At 64.2% G+C, this 17741-nt stretch carries 8 protein-coding genes; 4 read left to right on the top strand and 4 right to left on the bottom strand.

The window, feature by feature from the left end:
• Nucleotide 1 precedes the first annotated feature (1 nt).
• From QX051_RS06840 to QX051_RS06830, 3 genes are all read right to left on the bottom strand, one after another.
• Complete coding sequence (locus QX051_RS06840) at nt 2–1528, bottom strand: permease (protein WP_315775557.1); 1527 nt, start codon at nt 1526–1528, stop codon at nt 2–4.
• Nucleotides 1525–2274: an ABC transporter ATP-binding protein gene (locus tag QX051_RS06835; protein ID WP_315775556.1), complete on the bottom strand. Its 750-nt coding sequence runs from the start codon at nt 2272–2274 to the stop codon at nt 1525–1527. Before QX051_RS06835 ends, QX051_RS06840 begins: the two co-directional genes overlap by 4 nt.
• Before the next feature lie 197 nt (nt 2275–2471).
• Entirely contained in the window at nt 2472–3233 is a 762-nt protein-coding gene (locus QX051_RS06830; protein ID WP_315775555.1) for a transglutaminase-like cysteine peptidase, read from the bottom strand.
• A gap of 606 nt (nt 3234–3839) precedes the next feature.
• Between QX051_RS06830 and QX051_RS06825 the strand changes: the two genes are divergently transcribed.
• The 3 genes from QX051_RS06825 (at nt 3840) to QX051_RS06815 (ending at nt 14025) form a co-directional block, all read left to right on the top strand.
• Complete coding sequence (locus tag QX051_RS06825; RefSeq protein WP_315775554.1) at nt 3840–10133, top strand: VCBS domain-containing protein; 6294 nt, start codon at nt 3840–3842, stop codon at nt 10131–10133.
• A gap of 107 nt (nt 10134–10240) precedes the next feature.
• Nucleotides 10241–12475 carry an adenylate/guanylate cyclase domain-containing protein gene (locus tag QX051_RS06820; protein ID WP_315775553.1) on the top strand — a complete coding sequence of 745 codons (2235 nt, stop codon included), beginning with the start codon at nt 10241–10243 and terminating at the stop codon, nt 12473–12475.
• A gap of 518 nt (nt 12476–12993) precedes the next feature.
• Nucleotides 12994–14025 (top strand): hypothetical protein, encoded by a 1032-nt coding sequence (locus QX051_RS06815; RefSeq protein ID WP_315775552.1) that lies wholly within the window; start codon nt 12994–12996, stop codon nt 14023–14025.
• An 85-nt stretch (nt 14026–14110) separates the two neighbouring features.
• Here QX051_RS06815 and QX051_RS06810 read toward each other — a convergent pair whose 3' ends face one another.
• On the bottom strand, nt 14111–15706 hold the full coding sequence (locus tag QX051_RS06810) for an ABC transporter substrate-binding protein (protein WP_315775551.1): 1596 nt from the start codon (nt 15704–15706) through the stop codon (nt 14111–14113).
• Nucleotides 15707–15924: 218 nt separating this feature from the next.
• Here QX051_RS06810 and QX051_RS06805 point away from each other — a divergent pair, with 218 nt between their 5' ends.
• Nucleotides 15925–17574, top strand: coding sequence for an ABC transporter substrate-binding protein (locus tag QX051_RS06805; protein ID WP_409998071.1), 1650 nt, complete (start codon nt 15925–15927; stop codon nt 17572–17574).
• Nucleotides 17575–17741 lie beyond the last annotated feature (167 nt).

The following is a 17741-nucleotide window of genomic DNA, read 5'->3' as shown; positions in this document are numbered from 1 at the left end:
TTCAGGTTCGTGCCGGCCTCAGCTTCCAGGCTGCGAGCAAGAGGCCCGCGGTCATCAGGCCGCAGACGATGGCAGCCTCGGGCAGCGCGAGCGCCAGTGCAGCGGTCGCCGCCCAGCCGATCGAGGAGAACGCCTCGGCAAAGGTCGCCAGCCGCGACGAGGTCTGGCGGCGGCGGAACTGGCTGCGCCGCGCCTGGATCCGGAACCAGAGCTGGATGGCCGTGGAGGAGACGGTCGCGACCAGAACGGCAACGGCCGTGATCACCGCCTGCGCCGGCGCGACCCAGCCGAGCGCGAGCACGAGAGGCGCGAAGATCACCGCGATCGTGATCAGCACGACCTCGACCTTGGCGCGCACGATGCGCGTCGCCGGCAGCGGCGCCGTCGCCACCAGTTCGGGCGCGTCCTCGCCGGAGATGGTGAGCCAGGCGAGGCCGCCCGCGAGCTGGCCCGCCGCCATCACGACGACCGGCGTGATCAGGAACACCGCCTGCGAGCTGTCGGAGTAGCTGCGCCACAGCAGCAGCGCCGGAGGCACCAGATAGAGCAGTTGCATCAGCGTCTGCGAGATCAGCCAGGGATCGCGCCGCAGCAGCAGGAACTCCTTGCGCCGCAGCGCCTGCTGCTGCGAGCCGCCCCGAAACGACCTGACGCGTGCGCCGGCGCGGCTGGAGATGCCCTGGGCCGCGGCGCTGATCGCGGTGTCGGCGAAGCGCGGCGAGAACACCGCCATGACGACGCCGAGCAACAGCAGGCCCGCGGCCAGCAGGATCAGCAGCGCCTGGCCGTCGCCGAGCGCCGCGCGGGCCGGCAGCCAAAGGATGCTGTCGGGATCGGGCGCGATGGCGGCTGCGGCATCCGAGGTGAGCACGGCGAAGCGCGACAGCGTGCCGTAGGACACGATCGCGGCGATCTGCAGCACGATGACGAAGCCGGCGCCGATCACGGCGGCCAGGATCTGGGCGACCAGCCGCGTTCGCGCCGGGCCAATCAGGCGGAACAGGACGATCGTGATCGCAATGGCGATCGCCGCCGCCGACAGGCCGACGGCCGCGACCACGACGAACGCCGCGAGCCAGCGTGCGCCGCCCTCGATCAGCAGCACGTCGACGAAGGGCGTCGCGAGCAGCAGCGCCATGCTGGTCACGGAGAGCGCGATCGCCGCGATCCGAACGGAGAAGATCTCGGCCAACCGCACCGGCGACGACATGATGAGATCGAGGTCGGCGCGCGCGTAGAACACGCGGGTGACGGATTCGATCGCCTGCGACAGCATCAGCGCCCAGGACAGCATGATGGTCGCGGTGATGACGATCAGCGCGGTCTTGTCGAGCGGCAGCTCGAGATCGGCGTAGCGACCGACTACGACCCAGGCCGGCAGATGCATGAGGGCGCCGAACAGCACGAGACCGATGACGGCGGCCCGCGTGCGGCGGCGCCTGCCGGCCGTGATCATGCCGAGCCATTCCCGCCAGGCGAGCCTGAGCTCGTGACGGGCGAACCAGGCGAGCGTCGCCGCCCGCGTCATGCCGCGGACTCGACGTCGACCAGCGCGATGAACAGCTCCTCCAGGCTGGTGTCGGTGCGTCCGTTCTGCTGGCGCAGCTCGGCGAGAGTGCCCTCGGCGACGACGCGCCCGGCGGCGATCACGCCGATCCGGTCGGCCATGCGCTCGGCGACTTCGAGAATGTGCGTGGTCATGATCACCGTGCCGCCGCGGCGGACGCGCTCGGCGAGCAGGCCCTTGACGTGCCGCGCCGACACCGCATCCAGGCCCGTCAGCGGCTCGTCCAGGATGATCAGCCGCGGGTCGTGGATCAGCGCGCCGGCGAGCGCCACCTTCTGGCGCATGCCCTTGGAAAAGCCTTCGCAGCGCTCGTGCAGATGCGGCTCCAGCCCGAGCGAGGCCAGAAGTTCGGTTGCCGCGTTACTCGAGGTCGCGGGATCGATGCCCCACAGTCCGGCGACGAACTCGAGATATTCGAGCGGCGTGAGCTTGTCGTAGATCATGGGCTCGTCGGAGACCCAGGCCATCACCTGCTTGGCCGCGATCGGGTCGCGCAGCGCATCGATGCCGAAGATCTCGATCCACCCGGCATCCGGGCGCAGCAGGCCCGCGACCATGCGCAGCGTCGTCGTCTTGCCGGCGCCGTTCGGGCCGACCAGTGCATAGAATTCGCCCGAGCGCACCACGAGGTCGAGTGCATCGACCGCTGGCCGTTCGAAACACTTCGTCAATCCTCGCACGGCGAGGGCGGGGCTGCCTGGGGTCATGACGGCACTATCGCCTCGATCGGTTCGCGTCTGCAATGTGGATGCAACTCGTTGCGGCGCGGTGAACGAGCCGCCGCATCGCGTCCTTCGGTGCCGGCCGGTTCCGTCGGCGCACCGTCCGCATTCCTGCCGTGCTCGTCCCGCGAACTCCCGGCCACGTCTCAAGTTGTGGGCGCGCGGCAACGATGCGGCGATCGTCAATGGTTCACGGAAGCCGTCCCCTCAGGCGACAGCGCTCGGACCTCCGCCATCAGGGGCAAGGCCTGATACCGGGAGATTCCTGTCTCGTCGATCACGAACAACGGCCGCACCTGCCGCGCATCGCTGTCCTGGATCATCGCCATGCGCTGATTGTCGAGCATGAGCCAATGCCCGTCGAGGCGCGCCGCCGCGACGGCATGATCCTCGCCCCGGACGACATCGTGCAGGATCACGATCCGCAGATCGTCGGAGGCAATGCCAGCCATCCGAAGTGCGACGAACTTGGCGATCGCGTAGTCCTCGCAGTCGCCGGCACGGCGTTCGAACGTAGTGAGAGGGGAGGCCCACACGTCCATCTGGCCATATTGAGCGAGATCACTGGCCGGCCGGATGGCCAGATTGACCGCGCGATTGATCTCGCCGAGCCTGGCCCGTCCCGCGCGGAGACGGCCTTGATCGATGATCGCCAGCAGGCTGAGGGCGGCGGGGGAGACGCAGCGCTCGCGGTCGCCGTCGCACAGCGCAAGCTGCACGCGCTCGTCTTCGAGCTTGCGCGCGAGCGCCAACCACTTGTCGCGCAACGCGCCGGCCTCCAGGCCGACCCGCGGCAGGCCGAATGGCTCCGCCGTATCCTCGATGGCGGCTGCAAGCCCCAATGGCTGCGCGACAGGACCGGCGCTCGCTGGGCTGCCGATCCACATGGCGGCGCTGGCGGCCGCGACCGCCAGCGATGCGCGCATCAGCGCGAGAAAATTCATGTGACGCCCCGTGCCCGGATCTCGGCCGGCGCGACGCAGCGCCTGACGGAACCGGATGCTTGTTGGGGGTCAGCATGGGTGCGGAGGCTTGGCCTCTGCTTAAAACCGGCAATCCGGCGACCAAATCGCAGGATTTACGCTGAACGTTGTGTTGCTCCGATGCGACAAATCCTAGCGAAAGCTGAGCGAGGGTCGCGAAGGTCAGGAGGGTTCGCGGTGAAGTTGTGCTTCGAACTCAGCTGCAGCTCCTGCCAAATTGATGCAATTCGCCGATTCTTGTTCTCCCACCCGCAGTCCTCCACTTGAAATCCGTTGTCAGGGGTAAGCCGGTGCGGATGTTGATGTCGGCAAAGGTATTGGATGGTCTATGAATACTTGGAATTACTTTTGTTTTCTGAAGCGATGCGAATTTTGACTTGGAAGGCCTCGGCCGGCGCCAACTTTAAAGAGGGCGAAAACTCGACAACATCGTAGCGATCCCGCGGAAGTCGCCGTTTTTGGCCACCTGAAGCACAAGCTGAAGGTGGTTCCGCCAGACACTTGCCAGTGATATGCACGCCTTGAACACTCATTCTTATGTATTCATTAACCATAGTCGGTGGCCCCGTGAATTACGCTGGCAATTCTGACGCCGCGCTTTTCTCCGAAGGCCGGGGCGCCTCTTCGCACGGTCACGTGCGGCTGGAGGCACCGCATGCCCATGCGCCGACGGACGCCATCGTCGTTCCGGACGCGCATTTTCTGTTCAATGCCGATTTCAAGCGGTCTGGTCTCGACCTGATCCTGTCGTCCGACGGACGCGAGATGGTGCTGCCGGACTATTTCAAGGGCGAGAAACGCGCGCCGCTGGCCTCGCCGGACGGCGCGCATCTGACCGGCGACCTCGTCAATGCGCTCTCCGGCGCGGTGCAGGTCAGCCAAGCCGGGGCGGCTGCGAGCGTGAGCAAGGTCATCGGCCATGTGACCAAGCTGCAGGGCACCGCGACCGTCATCCGCAACGGCGTTTCGATCCTCCTTCACAACGGCGACAACGTCGAGAAGGGCGACGTGGTCCAGTCCGGCTCGGATTCGACGCTCGGCATCACCTTCATCGACGGCACCGTGTTCGGCCTGTCGTCCAATGCGCGGATGGTGCTGAATGAAATGGTGTACGACCCCAACGGGTCGAACAATTCCTCGCTGATCAGCCTCGTTGCCGGCACGATCTCGTTCGTGGCCGGCGAGACCGCCAAGCACGGCGACATGAAGGTCGACACGCCCGTGGCGACCATGGGCATTCGCGGCACCGCCGTGCTGGTCGAGATCGACTTCACGGTGCCGGGGCAGGGCGGTCTGCCCGATGCCAAGTTCCAGGTGCTGGTCGAGCCCGATGGCCGCACCGGCTCCTACGTGCTGTTCGACAAGACGACGCTGCAGCCGATCGCTGTGGTGAATCAGGCCGGACAGCAGATCCAGATCAGCAACGGAATCGTGAATCAGAGCGCTGTGCCGCTCACGCCGGACATCCAGAAGCTCATCAACGACGTCTTCACGCTGAAGTTCACCGACAACACCAATCCGAAGTCGACAACCCATTTCACCGACATCGGGGTGCCGCAGACGCTGACGCCGTTGACCTTGCCCAATGGCACCAGCGCGACGCCGACCTATCAGGTGACCGACAATACGGGCTCGACACCCACGACGAGCTCGACGTCCGAGCAGCCGTCGCACATTCCGGGTGCGCCGGAGGTCAGGATTCTCGACGCCGGCGGCCGGCTGACCACGACCTTCGGTCTGGCCGAGCGGGCCGGTCAGACGGGCAACGGCGCCGACCTCGACACCGTCCTCACCCGCGTCAATTTCCTCGACGTCAATAACATCGACCGGCCGACGGTCTCGGTGAGCTTCAAGTCCTATGCGTTCAAGAGCGCGCAGCAGGCCGACGTCACGGCATCGCTGAACGCCCTGCAGTTGCAGGATGTCATGGCGACGGCCGTGAAGATCACGGTGGTGCCGGATCCGACCAACAAGAATTTCGGCTCGGCAATGCTGAGCTACAGTGTTCCCGACAACTACTTCGACTTTCTGGCCGCGGGCGAGACGCTGACGCTGACCTACGTCGTGCGCGTCGACAACAATTTCGCGCCGTCGAACGAGTTTACCGAGGTGCCGATCACGATCACGGTGACCGGCACCAACGACAAGCCCGAGATCACGGCGAACGTCCCGACCATCGCGTTCGAGGGCGGCACCAGCGTGCCCGGCGGGCCGCTCACCTCCGAGGACCCGACCTCCGGCACGCTGACGTTCAAGGATGTCGACCTCACCGACACCCATAGCGTGTCGGCCAAGCTGACCGGCGCGGTTCTTGAAGGCGGCGGCAGCATTCCGCCGGCGCCACTGGCGCTGTTCGAGCAGGCGCTGACGGCATCCCTGGCCTCCGACAGCACCGGCAGCGGCACCGGCAAGATCAACTGGAGCTTCGCCAACCTACCGGTCTATGTCGCCGATTTCATTCCCGCGGGTCAGAAGGTGACGCTCACCTACACGGTGACCGTGACGGACTCGCATGGCGCGACGTCGACCCAGACGATCACGGTGACGATCACCGGCACCGACGATCCGGCCGTGGTCTGGATCGCCACGACCCAGCCCGGCGAAAGCAGCGGCGGCCAGGTTCATCTGTGGAGCGACGGCGCGAACTGGGCAACCGGCCTGGCTCCGACCGCCGATGATGACGTCATCATCATCACCGATCAGCTGCACGGCCTGACGCCGGCCTTTCCGGTGACGATCGATGACGACGCCGCCTACGCCAAATCGGTCACGCTGAATGATTTCGGCGGCGGCGCCGTTCCGGAGCTCGACAATAACGGCACGCTGACGATCAGCGGCGCACTGACGGCCAAGGCCGACTCGCGCATCTACAACTTCTCGGGTGCGACGATCACCGTCGGCGGCTCGGCGCAGATTCTCGAGCAAAGCGAGCTGCACAATGCCGGCACCGTGCTGCTGGCTGGCGGCGGAGTCTTCGGGGCGAACGCCGGCATCGTCAACACCGGAATGATCGAGCTGTCCGGCGGCACGCTGACCGTGCATGGTGACGTTGCGAACGCCGATGAGGACAGCTCCGGTCTCATCGAGGTCGACCTCGGCGCGACGCTGACTCTGGATGGCGGCAGCATCGATGGCGGCGCCATCGTCATCCAGGGCGCGCCGATCGTTCAGAACTTCGGAACGTTGGAGAGCGGCGGGGAGACACCCCAACCTGCCAACGGCCTGCTCGTTCTGAAGGGCGGAGCCGCGATCAGTGATGGCGAGCTGAAAAATTTTGGCTCGATCGAGGTCTCCGGCAGCGGCAACACCCTCTCGGACGAAGCCGTCACGAATGCCGGCCTGATCGATGTCGCGGCCGATGGTGAGCTTACGCTAAACGGCGGCACCAGCATCGATAATGCGGGTGGCAATATCACGGTCGAGGGCTCCGCGACCCTGACGCTATCGCATGCGGATATTACTGGCGGCACGCTGACCAACGAGTCCGGCGGAACGATAGCCCTGACCGGCCACGCCGCGCTGAGCGGCGGCACGCTCGACAATTTCGAGACGATCGCCGTGTCCGGCAGCGGCAACGCGTTCGAAGACGAGACGATCACGAATGCGAACGCCGCCGCCATCACCATTGCGGCGGGCAGCGCGTTGTCTCTGTCCGGCACAAGCATCGCCGGCGGCGCTGTCAGCAACGAAGGGACGATCTCCGTCGACGGCGACAGCACGATCGAGGGCAGCGCCGTCGCGGGCGGTACGCTGCTGATCGGCGAGACCGGCGCGTTCGCGGAGATCACGGCCATCCTGACGGTCCAGGGCAGCGCGTCATTGACCGACGTCGATATCGTCATCGGCGACGGCTCGATGCTTCAGGTCGCTGCAGAGGAGAGCGCAACACTGATCGGCGTCAGCGTCGACAACGGCGGCACTGTCCAGGTGGACGACGGCGCGCTGCTGCTGATCGAGGACAGCACGATCACCGGCGGCGATCTCGTCAACCACGGCATCGTTCATGTCGAGACCGCGGCTGCGACCACCTTCGACAACGTTACTATCGATAACACGGACGGTCAGATCATCATCGATGAGGATGGTGAGATGCCGGTGGAATCGACCCTGGTGCTCGACGGGAGCACGACGCTCACCGGCGGCACGTTGGAAATTCGGAGCGTCGGCACGCTGGAGATCGCCGGCAACGATGTGACCCTGTCCGGAATGGACGTCTGGAATTTCGGCGTCTGCACCGTCGACCTCGGTGCGATCCTCGACCTTGCCGATACCAAGGTGAGTCATGACGGCACGCTCTACATCTACGGCACGATCTCCGCGAGCGGGCTGAGCGGCATCGGCGGAACGATCTTCAACTATGGCACGATCGAGATCACGGCGGGCAAGTTCGAGATCGCCGGCGACGTCGAAGGCTCCGGGATAATCAAGGTCGATGCCGGCGCAACGCTGACGGTCGATGGTCACGTGGACCAGACGATCGACTTCAGCAGCGAGGGGAGCAGCGAACTCGTGATCGATGATGCCGGCTTCTCCGCCAAGATCGCCGGCCTCGGCGTCGACGACAGGATCGATCTGCAGACGATCAAGTGGAGCGAGGCGACAACGGCGTCTTACGATGTCGAGACGGGCGTGCTCACCGTCATCGACGGCGAAGGGCACAGCATTGCCCTGACGCTCGAAGGCGACTTCAGCGACTTGCATTTCGCGGGCAGCAATGACGGGCATGACGGAACGCTGATCACGCTGACGGCCGAAGACACGGCGCCTGTGATCGCGGATTCCGGCCGGCCCGGCACAATCACCGAAGCGGCCGCGCAAACAGGGTCGTCCGATCAGCACAGCGTCGCCGGCAGCGTCAAGTTCACCGATGTCGACCTGACCGATCGGCCAACCGCATCGATCGGGGCGCAGAGCGTGACTTGGACTGCGGCCGATCAGCAGAAAGATTTGTCGAGTCAGCTGACGCCGGACCAGATCGCAGCGCTGGAACAGGCGCTGCACTTGAGCCAGGGCGGCAACGCCAACAATGGCAAGGTCGACTGGACTTATGCCATCACCGACGGCTCGCTCGATTTCCTCGGCGCCGGCCAGACCGTCACGGTCACCACCACGGTGACGCTCGACGACCATCAGGGCAAGAGCGCGACCTCGACGATCGTCGTCAACATCACCGGGACCAACGACCTGCCGGTCGTGACGAGCGAGGTGCAGTCGGCCGAAATCGCCGAGCGCGCGGCGATGTCCGGCTCGGATCTGCTCGACACTGTAAGCGGCACGATCGCTTTCGAGGATGCGGACATCACCGATGCGCATGTCTTGAAGGTGACCGGCGTCGCGACCTCCGGCAACGACCACGGGCTGCCGTCGGATCTGTCCGTGCTCAAGAGCTGGCTGTCGCTCGGCTCGCTCACAGAATCCGGCAGTGGTGCGGGATCGCAGGCCTGGACCTTCGCTGCCAATGACAAGGTGTTCGACTATCTCGGTGTCGACGAGCATGTCACGCTGACCTACACGGTCGCGATCGACGACGGTCACGGCGTCGTGGTCGATGTGCCCGTCACCATCACGGTCAACGGCGCAGAGGATGCGCCCGTCATCACAGGTGAAACGAACCCGACGGTCCAGACCGTTATCCTGGCCGAGCAGGCGAGGGTGCTCGCAAGCACCGCCAGCACCAATGCCGAGGGCCTGCCGACCGAAACGTTCGATCGCGTGTCGGCCGGCAACATCTCCGACAACGGGCGCGGCCATGGCAGCTTCTACAGCCAGGCGCTGCACGCGACGTTCACGGCCAGCGGCAATGCGGGGATCGTGCACGGCTCCTCGCCGGTGTCGGCGGCGCCCTACATGGTCGACGGTGTGGACAAGACCAACTATCTCAGCATCGGCAGCCACGCCCAGGAGACCATCACCTTCGACAGCGTCAAGAACAGCTTCGGGCTGTATTGGGGCTCGGTCGACAACTACAACAGCATCTCCTTCTACAACGGCAACAAGCTGGTCGCCTCCTACTCGGGCAGCGACGTCGCGCCGCTGCTCGCCAATGGCGGACAGACTTCGCTGGCCTCGAACGGCTATGTCGAGTTCCTCGGCCTGTCCCCGTTCAACAAGGTGGTGCTTGCCAGCAGCCAGAATGCGTTCGAGCTCGACAACGTCTCGGCGGGCTACATCCCGGATCAGCCGGTGAAATTGGCGAGCGGCATGTCCGGCACCTTGACGGTGCTCGACGGGGATGTCGGCGACACGCTGACCGCTTCGGTGGTCGAAAATGGCGTGATCAAATACAATGGCTCTCTGAGCCTGCCTTCGAATGCCCACGTCCAGGCGCTGGCCGATGCCCACGCGATCACCTTCGACAGCACGAGCTCCGATGGCGGCTCCGATGTCCTGCACTGGACATATCATCCGGCCGACGTGAACCTGGATTTCCTCAATTCCGGCGACACGCTGACCATCACCTATCAGGCGAAGGTCAGCGACGGCCACGGCGGCACGGCGACCAAGGCACTGACCGTCACCTTGGCGGGCAATGGTGCATCGACGGTCAACGGCACGGACCAGAGCGACAATTTCGTCAATGTCGGCGGTGGCGTGACGATCTTCGGCAAGGACGGCAACGACACCTTCGTCTTCAACCCGCATTTCGGCAGCGCCACGATCGGCGATTTCGACGTCAACAAGGACATCGTCGAGATCGATCACTCGCTGTTCGCCGGCGTTGCTGCGCTCGTGGCCTCGGCGCAGTCCGCCAATGGCGGCCACGACACGATCATCACCGACGCAGCCCACGATACGCTCACCCTCAAGGGGGTGACGCTTGAGCAGTTCAAGGCGCATCACGACGGTTTTCACCTCGTCTGAGCCCGCGCGTCCGCCGCGCGATGCGGACGGCGGCGTCGCCGAGCGGAACGCGGTCCGGATAACCGGACGACTCGGATCGCCGGCTTCGGCGTGATATCGGATGCTGCATGAAACGATTGAGAGCAGTACCTCGGTGGTTCGCCCGCAAGTTCGGCTATGCGCGCATGATCTGCCTGCTGCTGCTGATCGGCTTCGCGGCGCTACGCGTCGCAGACCCTGCCCTGGTGCAGGAGCTGCGCGTCCGGACCTTCGATAATTTCCAGGTGCTGAGTCCGCGGATCAAGACGCTGCGGCCGGTGACCATCGTCGATATCGACGAGAAGAGTCTCGCGAATCCCAAGCTCGGTCAGTGGCCCTGGCCGCGCACGCGGATCGCCGAGATCATCGACACTCTGACCCGACTCGGCGCCGTGGTAATTGCCTTCGACGTCGTGTTTGCCGAGCCGGACCGGCTCAATCCCGGGCTCGCGGCCGAGACTTTTTCAAATCTCGACGAGCCGACGCGCGAGAAGCTGAGGATATTGCCATCCAATGACCAGGTGCTCGCCGACGCGCTGAAGCGGTCGCGCGTAGTGCTCGGCGAATCCGGTGGTCCTGAGGCTCGTGCAGGCCTCGACAAGACTTTGCCTGTGACAGGCATCGCGACGCTGGGCCACAGCCAGGATGCAACGCCATTCATGTGGAATTTTCCCGGGCTGCTGCGCAACGTCCCCGTGATCGAGCATGCGGCCGCTGGTCGCGGCCTGTTCACCATCAAACCGGAGCGCGATGGCATCATTCGCCGGGTGCCGATGATCATGCTGGCTCAGGGGGATATCATGCCTTCCCTGAGCTTCGAGATGCTGCGGGTCGCGACCCGCACGGATACGATTCGGATCAGGACTGACAAGAGTGGCATCATCGGTCTTGGTCTGGGTGCTGTACAGATTCCGACCGACGCGAATGGGCAGCTCTGGCTGCATTATGCCGAGAGTGACCCATCGATCTACGTGTCGGCCATTGACGTTCTGGAGGGTCGGGTGCCGCCGGAGAAGATCGCCGGCAAACTGGTGCTGATCGGGCCATCGGCCACCGGCCTGAACGACATCAAGACCACGCCCATTTCTCCGGCCATGCCGGGCGTCGAGGTGCATGCTCAGGTGCTCGAGAGTGCTCTGACCGGTGCGATTCTGACGCCGCCCTATTGGGGACTCCCGGCCGAGTTCTTCGGTGCGCTCCTTCTCGGCCTGCTCGTGATCGTCTTCGCGCCGCAACTCGGCGCCGTCACACTCGTGGTGGTCGGGGCGCTGTTCGCGGCCGCTCTGCTCGGGATCTCCTGGTACTTCTACACCCAGCATCGGCTGCTGATCGACTTCACCTATCCGATGCTGTCGACGACGGCGATCTATCTGACGCTGATCTTCGCGAACTTCGTCCGCGAGCAGAACCAGCGTCGGCAGATGCGCTCGGTGTTCGGACAATATCTGTCGCCGGTGCTGGTCGAGCAGCTTGCCCAATCACCGCCGACGCTGGGCGGCGAGGAGCGCGAGATCACGGTGATGTTCTCGGACGTGCGCGGCTTCACCACGATCTCGGAGAGCTACAAGCACGATCCGCAGGGCTTGACACAGCTGATGAACCGCTTCCTCACGCCGCTGACCAACGCGATCATCGCTCGCAAGGGCTATGTCGACAAATACATGGGCGACGCCATCATGGCGTTCTGGAACGCGCCGCTCGCCGACAAGGATCATCAGATAAATGCCTGCGAGGCGGCGCTCGACATGCTCGAGCGGATCGATCAGGTGAACGGCGAACGCGAGCAGGAGGCCGAGCATGGCGGCCACGTCTACATTCCGCTCAAGGTCGGAATCGGCCTCAACACCGGCATCGGCGTGGTCGGCAACATGGGCTCTGACCTGAAGTTCAACTATTCGGCGCTTGGCGACAGCGTAAACCTCGCCTCGCGCCTGGAGGGCCAGACCAAGGAGTACGGCTTTCCGATCATCGTCGGCTCGGCGACTGCGATGGCCGTGAAGGACCGGCTCGCGATTCTCGAGCTCGACTTCATCATGGTCAAGGGTAAGACCGAGCCGGAGGTGATCTACGCCATCGCCGGCCGCGAGGACGTGATGTATTCCGAGCGCTTCCAGTTGCTCCGCAACCTCACCATCGAGATGCTGGCGAGCTATCGCAGCCGCGATTGGGAAGGGGCGCTGGCCGCGATCGAGCGCGGCCGCAAGAGCGACCAGGGACAAGACTTGGCCAAGCTCTATGATCTCTATGACGCACGCATCCGCAACTACCAGGTCAATCCGCCGCCCGAGGATTGGAACGGGGCGTACGCACTGCTGACGAAGTAGCCGGTGCCCCGTTCCCGAGTTCGCATCAGATCGCGGCGGCCTCGTTTGCCAGGTTCGGTGCCCGCGCGATGAGTATGCTCATCACTTGCAGACCACATAAGCCGAATAGGGCGGGCAACGCTTGCTGCGTTCTTCCGTGCCGGGGACGGGGCGGGTGGAATGCCGTGGCGGGAGGCTTCGCTTGGCACGCGGCAGCTTGCCCGCATCGTGCTTCGATGACGATGGGACGAAGGGGTTTCCAGGCCCATTGGATGATGTCTGGGCGTCCACCGCCGCGAGCTTGCCGATGAATGCGAGCGACAGGATGACGAGCTTGACCGAACGATAGCGCGCTCCAGTCCGCGGGACGGGTACAAGGATAGCGCAATCGAGCAGGCGTCGAGCGCATTGCGTTTGTTGCGAGGTTGCAACAGGGGGATAAGAAGCAACTTGTGTCATGTGACGTCGATTGCATGAATCTGCGCGAACTTGTAGCATACCTCTACTCAAGATAGAAAGAGTAGCAGAGGGGGGCATCGATGCAGTCTTCTGAGGACAGGAGTGCGGCTGGTTTGACGCAGGCCAGGCCGGCACGGGGTGCGATCAAGCGTTTCACTCTACCAGTTGCGGGCAGCCTCATCACTGCTGTGGCTTGTGTGCTCGGCGCCGGCGCGGCGTCGGCCGCGGATCTCCCGGTCAAGGCGCCGCCTCCGCCGGTCTCGCTGTGGGAGTTTGAGGTCGGCGCCCGCTATTTCTACAGTTCGGGCCGCACCCGCTACACGTTGGGCGATCCTTTCGTCGCTGGCCAAACCAATTCTCTGCTGACCTACAAGAATCTCAACAGCCATGCCGGCGAGGGGTTCGCCAGGGCCGATCACAGTCTGGGTTTCTTCGCCAAGGGCTTTGCGGGCGGTGGCAACATCTTCAGCGGCAGGCTCAACGACGAAGACTTCCCGCCAGCCGTCATTCCGTACTCGAATACGGACAGCAGCGTGAACAGCGGCAGGCTTTGGTACGGCACGATCGACGCCGGCTACAATTTCTGGAGGGGGCCGGCGTTCAAGGTCGGCGGCTTCATCGGCTACAACCATTTCTACGAAACCGTCAACGCATACGGATGTATCCAGGTCGCGACCAATCCGTTTATCTGTGGTCTCGAACCTGTTGCGGGGGGCGTGCTGGTGCTCAGCAAGACCGAGAACTGGGATTCGCTCCGTGTGGGTTTGAACGGCGTCTTCAAGCTCGGCCAGAACTGGAACGTCACCCTCGATGGCGCCGTTCTGCCCTATGTCCGGCTGAGCGGATTCGACAATCACTGGCTGCGGCCCGACATCAATCCGCTTCCGCAATCTGGAAATGGCTGGGGCTACCAGCTCGAGGGCATTGTGTCATACGACGTGACGAGAAATTTCAGCGTCGGCGTCGGTGGCCGCTATTGGTACGCCCGGACGACCAGTGGGACCACCCAATTTCCTGGAGTCCCGGGGTCGCCCACGACCTTCAGCTACGAGCGGTACGGCGGCTTTCTCCAGGCCTCCTACAAATTTGACTCGGGCGCCTTCGGGAAATGAAATATTGGCTATCGTGCTGAAGAGAAAGCCCGGCAAAACGCCGGGCTTCTTGCTTTGCGAGCGCGACAGCAGCCGGCCCGGTCAGTTATTCCGCCCCGATCGTCGTCAGGTCCTGGAACCAGTGTTGCGCCTGCACGAACTTCTTGACCTTCGGCGCTAGCGCGTGCGGGTTGGTGTCGTGCACGACCCAGACCAGCACCGCATCGTCGACCACAGCCGCATGCGCCTGCGCGATCAACTCGTCCTGCTTGGCCGGATCGAACGTCTGCTTGGCTTCAGCAATCAGCGCATCGACCTTGGGGTTCTTGTAGCCGCCCCAGTTGACGCCAACGGGCGCGATCTGGTCGGAGGCGAAGAAGCGGACGATCGCGTAGAGCGGGTCCGATGTGACATAGGCGATGTTGTTGGCGGTGATGCCGGCGTTCATCTCGTCCGCCGCGCCCTTGCGCCAATGCGTGTACAGCGTCTCCAACTCGACGACCTTGAAGTCGATGTCGATGCCGATTTCCTTGAAGCTCTGCTGCAGATATTCGTTCATCGGCAGCGACAGCATCTGGCCGGTGCCGCCCTGCGCGATGATGAAGGTGGTCTTGAGCGGCTTGTCCTTGGAGTAGCCGGCCTCCTCGACCAGCTTCTTGGCGGCGGCGACATCATATTTCAGCTCGAAGCTCGGCTTGCCGAACCACGGGCTCGACGGGTCGACCTGGCCCTTGGCCGGCTTGGCGAGGCCGTTCATCAGACCCACGACCTCGTCGCGGTTGATGGCAAGATTGAGCGCCTTGCGCAGGCGGATATCGGTCCAGGGCGATCCCGGCAGCACGCTGAGATGATAGTTCCAGACATGCGGCGTGACGTTGTCGACGAGCTTCATGCCGGCGGCCTTGAGCTGCGGCACGGCGTCCGGCGCCGGCGTCTCGATCAGGTCGACCTGGCCGGCGAGCAGCGCATTGGTGCGGGTCAGCGCTTCCGGCATCGGCACCAGCACCAGCTTGTCCGTCTTCGGCAGCCGGTCCTTGTTCCAATATTCGGAATTCTTCGTCAGCTCGGCGAGCTCGCGCGGCACGAACTTGGTCAGCTTGAACGGCCCGGTGCCGGAGGGCTGGCTGGCGAACTTGTCCCAGTCCTTGCCGAGCTTCTCATACTGCGCCGGGCTCGAAATCAGGAACCACAGCATCTGATAGGGAAAGAACGAGTCGACCGTCTTGGTGGTGATCTCGACCGTGGAGTCGTCGATCTTGGCGTAGCTTGCCACCGACGGAAGGCGCGTCTTGACCTGTGCGCTCTGCCGCTTGTCGAACTGCGGTGCCTTATCGTTGAGCACCTTGTCCAGATTCCAGATCACCGCATCGGCATTGAAGTCGCTGCCGTCGTGGAACTTGACGCCCTTGCGCAGGGTGAAGCGCCACTTGGTCTTGTCGGCGTCATCGAACTTCCACTCGCTGGCGAGGCCCGGGATCAGCTTGCCGGGCTTGTCGGCTGTGCTCATGTCCCACGCGACCAGCGGATCATAGATCGTATAGCCGGTAAACTGATAGGCGCCGGCGCCGCGATCGGGCTGGCCGGTCGTCAGCGGGATGTCGGCCATCGAGATGCCGTAGCGTAGAACGGTTTCGGCCCGCGCCGCGCCGGCCGAGAGGCCGAGCACAAGCGCGGTGGCAAGCAGTGAGTTGAGGATACGCATGCGGGTGAAGCTCCGTGGCAATCGGATCAATTCGATCCGCGAAACCTGCAATCCGGGTGCCAAGCCCCGGTCGTGATCATTTGAGTACAAACGGTTGTGACCTCGCGTCGCAGGGCCGTGCGCGAAGGCACCGCTGGCATAGCCGTTGCATAACGATGCACAGAATTTAGCCAGCTTGATCGGAGATGTTGATCGTGCTTTCGCGTATTGCGACCTCAATGAAGGAACGTGCGGCTGTTGCGGCTGCCATGATGACGACGGTCTCGGTCCTCGCGCTGCCGGCGCAAGCCTGCGCGGAATCCGTGCTGCGCATCGGCATGACTGCCGCAGACATTCCGCGCACGCTCGGCCAGCCCGATCAAGGCTTCGAGGGCAACCGCTTCACCGGCCTCACGATGTACGACGCGCTGACGATGTGGGACCTGTCGTCGGCGGACAAGCCGAGCGTCGTCATTCCCGGCCTCGCCACCGAGTGGAAGGTCGATGACGCCGACAAGACCAAATGGACGTTCAAGCTGCGTCCCGGCGTCACCTTCCATGACGGCGCGCCATTCAATGCCGATGCCGTGGTGTGGAACGTCGAGAAGGTGCTGAAGCAGGACGCGCCGCAATTCGATCCGAGCCAGGTCGGCGTCACCGCCTCGCGCATGCCGACGCTGGCGTCTGCGCGCAAGATCGACGACCTCACGGTCGAGCTGACGACCAAGGAGCCGGACAGCTTCCTGCCGATCAACCTCACCAACCTGTTCATGGCGAGCCCGACGAAGTGGCAGAAGCTCTATGAGGCCGCGACCGGCGCCGACGACAAGGCGAAGTCGCAAGCCGCCTGGGCCGCGTTTGCCAAGAACGCCTCTGGCACCGGCCCGTGGAAGATGACCAAGTTCACGCCGCGCGAGCGGCTGGAACTGGCGAAGAACGACGCCTATTGGGACAAGGCGCGCGTGCCGAAGTCCGACAAGATGATCCTGCTGCCGATGCCGGAAGCCAATGCGCGCACCGCGGCGCTGCTGTCGGGTCAGGTCGACTGGGTCGAGGCGCCGGCGCCGGATGCGCTACCCGAGATCAAGCAGCGCGGCTTCAATCTCTACGCCAATGAGCAGCCGCATGTCTGGCCCTGGCAGTTCTCGCGCGTCGACGGCTCGCCGTGGAACGACATCCGCGTTCGCAAGGCGGCCAATCTCTGCGTCGATCGCGAGGGCCTGCGCGACGGACTGCTCGCTGGCCTGATGGTGCCCGCGACCGGCACCTTCGAGCAGGGCCATCCCTGGCGCGGCAACGTCACCTTCGAGATCAAGTACGACAAGGCGGCTGCGCAGAAGCTGATGCAGGAGGCCGGCTACGGTCCGAACAAGAAGCTCGAGGTCAAGACGCAGACCTCGGCGTCGGGATCGGGCCAGATGCAGCCGCTGCCGATGAACGAATATCTGCAGCAGGCACTGGCCGAGTGCTATTTCGACGTCAAGCTCGACGTCATCGAGTGGAACACGCTGTTCACCAACTGGCGCCGCGGCGCCAAGGATCCGTCCGCCAACGGCGCCAACGCCACCAACGTGACCTACGCAGCGATGGACCCCTTCTTTGCGCTGGTGCGCTTCCTGCAGTCCTCGATGGCGCCGCCGGTCTCCAACAACTGGGGCTTCATCAACAACCCGAAGTTCGACGAGCTGGTGAAGAAGGCGCGCCAGACCTTCGACCCCGCCGAGCGCGACAAGGCGCTGGCCGAGCTGCATGCGGCCTCGGTCGACGACGCGGCGTTCCTCTACGTCGCCCACGACGTCGGCCCGCGCGCCATGAGCCCGAAGGTCAAGGGCGTGGTGCAGCCGAAGAGCTGGTTCATCGACTTCTCGCCGATCTCGGTGGAGCCGTAGCATCAGGCGGTGCTTACCCTCTCCCCTTGTGGGAGAGGGTGGCTTCGCGAAGCGAAGCCGGGTGAGGGGTTGTCTCCGCGAATCGGATCTCTCACTCAGGGCACAGTCCGCGGATAAAGCCCCCTCATCCGTCGCGGACTGCGTCCGCGCCACCTTCTCCCACAAGG

Source organism: Bradyrhizobium sp. SZCCHNR1053 (genome assembly GCF_032381235.1).
GTDB lineage: Bacteria > Pseudomonadota > Alphaproteobacteria > Rhizobiales > Xanthobacteraceae > Bradyrhizobium.
This window is presented reverse-complemented; position numbering and strand designations above follow the sequence as displayed.